Annotated in this window: 5 protein-coding genes; 1 reads left to right on the top strand and 4 read right to left on the bottom strand. The window is 62.0% G+C overall.

Translation table 11 applies throughout. The annotated features are described in order from the left end of the window. Positions 1-1,589 (bottom strand): TonB-dependent receptor (locus WA989_RS14585; protein ID WP_424341211.1); only part of this gene is annotated, 1,589 nt, incomplete at its 3' end. 164 nt (positions 1,590-1,753) lie between these two features. On the opposite strand from WA989_RS14585, the gene WA989_RS14580 reads away from it, so the two are divergent. Then, positions 1,754-3,373: a sulfotransferase gene (locus tag WA989_RS14580; protein WP_424341210.1), complete on the top strand. Its 1,620-nt coding sequence runs from the start codon at positions 1,754-1,756 to the stop codon at positions 3,371-3,373. Here WA989_RS14580 and WA989_RS14575 read toward each other — a convergent pair. From WA989_RS14575 to WA989_RS14565, 3 genes are all read right to left on the bottom strand, one after another. Then, entirely contained in the window at positions 3,352-4,764 is a 1,413-nt protein-coding gene (locus WA989_RS14575) for an alanine/glycine:cation symporter family protein (protein WP_424341209.1), read from the bottom strand. The two genes, WA989_RS14580 and WA989_RS14575, sit on opposite strands and share 22 nt — an antisense overlap. A 3-nt stretch (positions 4,765-4,767) precedes the next feature. Next, positions 4,768-5,337: an FMN-binding negative transcriptional regulator gene (locus WA989_RS14570; RefSeq protein ID WP_424341208.1), complete on the bottom strand. Its 570-nt coding sequence runs from the start codon at positions 5,335-5,337 to the stop codon at positions 4,768-4,770. 3 nt (positions 5,338-5,340) lie between these two features. Continuing rightward, on the bottom strand, positions 5,341-6,264 hold a 924-nt coding region (locus WA989_RS14565; RefSeq protein WP_424341207.1), incomplete at its 5' end, for an alpha/beta hydrolase.

Here is a 6,264-nt window from a genome sequence, read left to right as displayed (position 1 = left end):
GTGTTAAACTTGAAGAGCGTGCCGTCTTCAGCTTGCGCCAGTTCGGTCTCGGCGTTCTTGATCTCGTCGAGTGTCGGCGGAACGAAGTCGAGGTCGAAAAGCGGGAAATCGACCGTGCTCGTATCCTTCAGCTCATAATCATAATACCGGGCGCCGACGGTGACCGACCATTTGTCGGTAATCTCGTAGCCGAGTTCGCCGAAGAGCGCAGATTCCTCAAGCTCGGTGCGTCCTGTCGAATAATATTCAAGATCGTCCGGGCGATCGACGAGGAAATCAAAGCCGAGTTCATTGATCGCATAGGTGTCATAGCCCGGCGTGAATTCGGCCGAGAAGCCGGCATTGTCGGATTCCGAATAGAACCCGCCGACGATCCAGTTAAAGCGGCTGTCCATCGTCGAAACGAGGCGAAGTTCCTGCGTGAAGGTTTCGGTTTCGCCAACTTCGCGTGTGACTGAGCCAAAAGCCGGGAAGAGCTCGTAGGAGTATTCCAGCGAAACGAGAAGATCGTTCTGGTCGCGCTGACCATCATCCTCGAACTTGGAAAGGCCGGTCGCCGAGGTCAGTTCCGCAAAGCCGAGGTCAGCGATGACTTCGAGCGCCAGAAGCTCATTCTTGATCGTGTTCGGCTCTGGCACGCGCTTGCCGTTCTCGAAGTCGCCGGCAGAGAAGATCTCAGGGCCGGCGCCCGGATAGACAGCGCGCTTGGACGAAATGCGGCGCCCGCCGACATCCACATCCTGGAAGTAATAGGTCAGTGTGCCGTCGAGCCAGTTCGTCGGTTCCCAGCGCGCGGCGATGCGGCCGGAGACGGCTTCTTCTGTATCGACGTCTTCTTCGCTGCGCAGATTGGCGGACACAGCGGCCGGATCGGAGAAGTCCGGATCGGGATTGGACACGCCCACTTCCCGCAGCAGGAAGGGCTGATCGACAAAGCCGGAATCATCCAGGAAATCGACCGAGCCGCGCACCGCGAAGGTGTCGCCGAAGGCTTTGTTGAAGGTGAAGCCTGTATCGTAGGAGAAATCCTCGGCTTCGGAATACATGTAGAGATCGGCGCGCGCTTCGAGCGAATCCTCGCCGAATTTCGGCTTCACCGGAATATAGCGGATCGCCCCGGCCAGTGTGCCTGCGCCATATAGCGTCCCCTGCGGCCCGAGCAGGACCTCGACGCGTTCCATGTCATTGAGCTTGAGGTCCACGAAGAGCGGAACTTCGCCGAGATAGGTGGCCACCGTGCCGCCGCCATCATTATTGCCATCGCCCGAGCCGATCGGGTCGGCATTGATGCCGCGCACAATGATCGGGTTGCCCTGGCGCGCGCCGCGGTCGACGATATTGATGCCCGGAACGAAGGAGAGAAGGTCGGACAGTTCACTGATGCCCTGCTCCTCGATCTGTTCGGCGCCGACGGCTGCGATATTGATCGGCACGTCCTGAACCGTACCTTCGCGGCGTGTGGCGGTCACCGTGATCGTCTGCTGGCGCGCTTCGGTTTCGACCGGCTCGCCATCCTGCGCGACCGCAACGGGTGCAATCGTGCTCAATGCCAGGGCACTGACGCCCAGCATGAATATCTGTTTCGACATAATACTCCTCCTACCGGTCCCCCGGCTTGATTGAATGGGGACGCCCTGGTTGAGAGTTAGTTTCCGCGATGGCTCGGGCGTAAAGGCAGGACGGGCAGAAGCTTGCGGCATTTACGCAATCTGTGACAATTGTAGTCTACGACTGATCAATATTTGGACACTTGATGCGCCGCACAGACCTCGCTCCTGCAAGATCACTGATTCTGGACAAGCGGTATCAAGAGGCGCACGCCCTCTGCATCGCGGCTGTGCAGGAAGATCGTGAGGTCGATGAGGCCCTGCTGCTGCTGGGTGTGATCGCGGCTGATCATGACAATCATGTCAAGGCGATCGAGCTTTATGACCGCGTTCTGGCGCTGCGTCCCGGCAAGGCGTCGGCGCTGGCGCAGAAGGGGCGAAGCCTGATTGCACTGTCGCGGCGGGGCGAGGCTGTGGCGGCGGCAGATGCGGCGGCAGGGCAGGTGGGCGAGGCTGACTCCTGGACGCTCGATACGATCGGCGTGATCTATAGCCGGGCCGGGCTGCACGAGAAGGCCATCCCCTTCTATGAGCGCGCTGTGGCCGCGGCGCCGGACATGGCCGAGCGGCATTATAATCTCGCCGTGGCGCTGCAGTTTGCGGGGCGGATGGATGAGGCCGAGTCCGCCTATCGCGCTTGCCTCAGGCTCGATCCGGATGATGTGCGCGCGATGACGGGGCTGGTGCAGGTCTCCAGGCAAAGCGCAGACGATAATCTGCTGGAGCCGCTGCAGTCGGCTTATGGCCGGCTTGAGACGTATGGCAGGCCGGACAAGGCGGACCGGGGGCTGCATCTCGCGCATGCGATCGCCAAGACATATGAGGATCTTGGCCAGGCCGAGAAGGCGATGGCGGCGTTCGGCGAGGGCAAGGCGGCCAAGCGCGCGGCGCTCGATTATGACTTCAGCCAGGATGAGAGGCTGTTCGATGCCGCGATCCGCACGGCGGCGTTTGCCGGTCCGGAAGGCGGGTCATCAGCCCAGCCCATTTTCATCGTCGGCATGCCGCGCACGGGCACGACACTGCTTGACCGGGTCTTGTCCTCCCACTCGCAAGTGACGTCCGCGGGCGAGCTGACCGACTTTGCGCTCTGCCTGAAACGCGCGGCGAGGACGCCGTCGCGCTTTGTACTGGACGTCGAAACGCTGGAGGCGGCAGGACGCGTCGATCTGGCGGCGGTGGGCGAGGCCTATGTGCGCCAGGTGCGTGAGACGCTGCAGATCGAGGGCCGGTTTGTCGACAAGATGCCGCTCAATGCGTTTTACGCGCCGCTCATCCTGAAAGCCTTGCCCGAGGCGCGGGTGATTTGTCTCAGGCGAAGCCCGCTCGATGCGATCCTGTCGAATTACCGCCAGCTTTTTGCGACGACGTTCGCTTATTACAATTACGCCCTCAGCCTTGAGGACACGGCGAAATATTATGCCGGGTTCGACCGGATGATCGGCGCGTTCAGAGCCGCGCTGCCGGGCGAGCGCTTTACCGAGGTCTGGTATGAGGATCTTGTGCTGGAGCTTGAGCGCGAGACGCGCCGGCTGCTCGGCTTTTGCGAGCTGGAGTTCGAGCCGCAATGCCTGAGCTTTCATGAGAATGCCGCGCCTGTGGCGACCGCAAGTTCAGTCCAGGTGCGCCAGCCGGTCTATACAGGCTCGATCGGGCGCTGGCGGAACGTGCGGGACGCGATGGCGCCTGCCATCAGTGTGTTGGAGGCGGCGGGGATCGAGTATGAGCGCGACCCGCTAGCGGCTCAGGCAGAGGCTTCGCGATAGGTCTTCGCATAGTCGCGGAAAATACCGATCTCGCGGCTCACCACATTGTGCATGAGATAGACACCAATCAGGTTTGGCAGCGAGAGCAGGAAGAACATCGAATCGATGAGGTTGGTCACCGTCTCGACATTCACGATCGCGCCGACCGGCAGCAGTCCGCAATAGAAGCAGAGGTAAATCTTCCGCGCGAGCGAGGAGTGACCGGTGAGATAGTCGATGGCGCGCAGGCCATAATAGCCGGTGGCGAGAATGGTCGAGAAGGCAAAGAGCGTGACCGATACGGCGAGCACGTATGGGAACCAGACGGAGACGGTGCTGAAGGCGGCTGACGTCATGGCGATGTCGCCATAGCCATCATCCCAGACGCCGGTCGTGATGATGACAAGCGCTGTGGCTGTGCAGATGATGATGGTGTCGATGAAGGGTTCGATCAGGGCGACGAAGCCTTCGGAGGCCGGATGGCGCGTCTTGACGATGGCGTGGGCGATGGAGGCGCTGCCGACCCCGGCTTCGTTTGAATAGACCGCCCGGCGCATGCCAGCGACGAAGGCGCCGACAATGCCGCCTGCCGCTGCGCTGGGGTTGAACGCGTCTGTCACCATGGTTGCGATGGCGCCGGGCACGGCAGGCGCATTGATAGCGAGCACGATCAGCACGCCGATCAGGTAGATCGCGCACATCAGCGGCGTCAGCCTGGACGTCACCCGCCCGATTGATTTGGCCCCGCCGATGAGGACGAGGGCGGCGACGGCGGCGATGACAAGGCCATAGATGAGGGCCGATGCGCCGCCGCGTTCAAGCCCGGTGACTTCGGTCAGCTGGGCATAGGACTGGTTGACCTGGATCACCTGGATGAACGCAAACAGCGCGAAGACGGCGAACAATGTGCCGAGGATGCGGCCGAGGATGGGGCGGTTCTGCTCGGCAAGCCCGCGCGAGAGATAATACATCGGTCCGCCGGCGATACTGCCGTCTTCATGGGTGACGCGATACTTCACGGCGAGGACGACTTCGGCGCATTTGAGGCTCATCGCGAAGAAGCCGATGCAGATCATCCAGAAGGCCGCGCCAGGGCCGCCCACCGCAATGGCGATGGCGACGCCGGCGATATTTCCGAGGCCGACCGTGCTCGAGAGCGCCGTCGACAGCGCCTGGAAGGCGGAGAGTTCGCCGGGCGCGGTCTTGTCTTCATATTTGCCGCGCAGCACGTCGAAGCCGGTGGTGAAGCCGCGAATATTGAGAAAGCCGAGCCGGAGGGTGAAGAAGAGCATGCCGGAGAAGAGCCAGATCACGATGAGCTGGATGTCCACGCCGAGGATGGTGACGGAGGAGAAGACGAGGCCTGCGAGCCAGGCGCCGATGGCTTCAACAATAGCGGAAATCTGATCCAAGGCTTACTCCATCCAGTCTATGAGCGGGTGGCCGGCAAGGCCCTGGCGTAAATCAGCATAGGATTCGGCGGTTTCGTCGCGGCCTGTCTTGAAGCGGGGCGTCAGCGTCTCGATGGCGGCGCGGAAGCCGATGATGCCTCTGAGCAGGCCTTGATAGCGCGCGCCCATTTCTGCAACGCTCCAGCGGTCGCCCTCCATATGATCGACAAGGGTTTCGACGGCGTGGCGGGTGAGTTCAGTATCGGTTTTTGCCGTCGCCGTGACTTTCAGAGAGACAAAATTCCAGGTCGGCGCCCAGTCTTTCTTCCGGATCCAGCCCGGCGGGATATAGGCATTGGGGCCGAGAAACAGCACGGCAGTGCGGCCATCTTCGGCGAGACATGTTGTGGCGTCATGGGTGCGCGGCAGGTGGCCGAGCAGGCTCTGCGGCGCGCCGGCCTCATTCGTCTCGATCAGCACCGGCATCAGCAGCGCCGCAGACGGATCGGCATAGGGCACGATCCAGGCGAGCGGATAGGCGGCTGCGAAGTCCAGCATTTGCGCGCGTGAGACGTCTGCATGGAGGTCTGCCATAAGTCAGGCCTGTTGTTTCAACCAGTCTGCACCGTTCTCTATAGCGGTTCGCGCGCGTTCCGAAATGCTCATCGCTTCGAGGAAGCTGTGGGTGACACCTTTGTAGACCTGGCTATCGACCTCGACGCCTGCCTGTTCGAGGCGCTTTGCAAGCTCGAGATTCTCATCGAGCAGGATATCGCATTCGGCGATGCAGAGATGGACGGGCGGCAGGCCGGCGAGGTCTGCGAGAAGCGGGCGGGCATAGGGATTGGTCTCGTCGCCGAGGGAGAGATAGTCGGTCCAGAAATCCTTCATCTCCTCGGTTTCGAGCATGTAGGGCACGCCGTCATAGAGGCTGTGCGACTCGCGGATGGCCATGTCGAGCGCGGCATAGTTGAGGAGGAGACCGGCAGGGAGCGGCTTGCCCCTGTCGCGCAGGCGCAGGGCCGTGCAGAGCGAGAGATTTCCGCCCGCTGAATCACCGCCAATAAAGACGTTTTCGATGGCGAGATCCTGCCCTGCGCCTTCGGTCATGATCCAGTCGATACAGGTCTCGATCTCATCGAGCGCGACGGGGAATTTCACTTCCGGCGACAGTGAATAGTCGAGGCCGATGGTGATCAGGCCGGACCGGTCTGCATATTCGCGCATCAGGCGGTCATGCGTGTCGATGCTGAACAGGGTCCAGCCGCCGCCATGCAGGTATAGGAGTGCAGCATCCTCGCGCGCGCCGTCCGGAATGTGGATGCGGACCCGCTGACCGCCGGGCGTGCGGGCGTTGATGGTCTGCGCCATGTCCGGGCCGCCCTCTGTCCAGCGTTTGCGGGCCTCTTCGGCGATCTCGCGGCGGCGGGCCCGGCTGACCGGCTGGCCACCTGAGAGGCGCAGGCCTTCCGCGGCGAGGGCTTCGATGAAGCGTGCGATTTCAGGGTCGAGGGGGGAGGT

It is taken from the genome of Henriciella sp., from assembly GCF_049649345.1.
GTDB lineage: Bacteria > Pseudomonadota > Alphaproteobacteria > Caulobacterales > Hyphomonadaceae > Henriciella.
The sequence above is the reverse complement of the archived record's forward strand: the minus strand, read 5'-3'. Positions and strand labels throughout refer to the sequence as shown.